General features: G+C 43.1%; 2 protein-coding genes. Both read right to left on the reverse strand.

The features are described from left to right. Positions 1-524, reverse strand: a 524-nt coding sequence (locus tag TW84_RS23535; RefSeq protein ID WP_045978032.1) for a GAD-like domain-containing protein, incomplete at its 3' end; no start/stop codon positions are given. Position 525: 1 nt separating this feature from the next. Beyond that, positions 526-939 (reverse strand): polymorphic toxin type 15 domain-containing protein (locus TW84_RS23540; protein ID WP_045978031.1); only part of this gene is annotated, 414 nt, incomplete at its 5' end.

Genomic DNA, 939 nt, shown 5'->3' on the forward strand with positions numbered 1-939 from the left:
TAGGGGGTAAAGACCATGACCTCGTCTTTACCCACTGGGCCATATGTTTTAAGTACAGATGGGAAGAGGAGCTTTGAGCCAACCTGAAGATCTACATTTTTGGGTTTTCTAAAACCAAAGAAAGACTGAACAGCGACATCTTGATTACCTCTCGATATATCTTCCTCATTGCCTGAGCATGTCTTGATCCAGTTTAAGTGTGGTTTAATTGCTAATGAATACCCTGTTTTCTCACCCCATAGATAGAGTTCTCCATAGGCACTTCGTGCGATGACATGGTAGTCGTCATAATCGGCAAACTCTGTGTCCTTGAGGAAGGACTCAAGCACATCTTCAAACTCAGCGGGATTAGTAATCCAAAATAGGCCATCTTGAAACCCCGAAAAACCCATCTGTTGCCAATATTCCAGCAATCTATCGGGTAAGATCCCACGATAGCTCTCTATTTGCTCTGAGGTGGCGACGACAAATTCTGTCGGGCTACCAAATTTTGACAGGAAAAACTCTAAGTATTCATCATTCATCTTATTTACTTCCACTTAATGGGCAGCGCTCTAGCGAGACATTCATTTTGGTCTCTGGCCCTAATGTTTCTAAAGTACGTAGCGCCTGTTCATCCATCTGAGTAAGGCGTGATTTATGGCGCCATTGTGCCCCTATAGAGGCGTTTACTTCTTTGTTGCCCATTCGGTTCACCTTATCTTTACCGCCAGCTATCATATCAGGGTCATGTAAGGCGGCTAGGTTATTCATGATTTCTTTTGCGCGTGCTGTTGCTCTTATTTCCGCTTCAATTGGGGACATTGTTTTTTGGTAACTCTTGCTCAGTGATTCTTCAAGATCATTTGAAAAGTCAAATCTAAAACTCTCTTGAGCCATACCTGTTTTTGCACGCCTCATTTTTTCGTAGCGGTTACGATTTTCAATGTACTCGCCGAC

Origin of the sequence: Vibrio neptunius (genome assembly GCF_000967495.1) — a bacterium.
GTDB classification, from domain to species: domain Bacteria; phylum Pseudomonadota; class Gammaproteobacteria; order Enterobacterales; family Vibrionaceae; genus Vibrio; species Vibrio neptunius.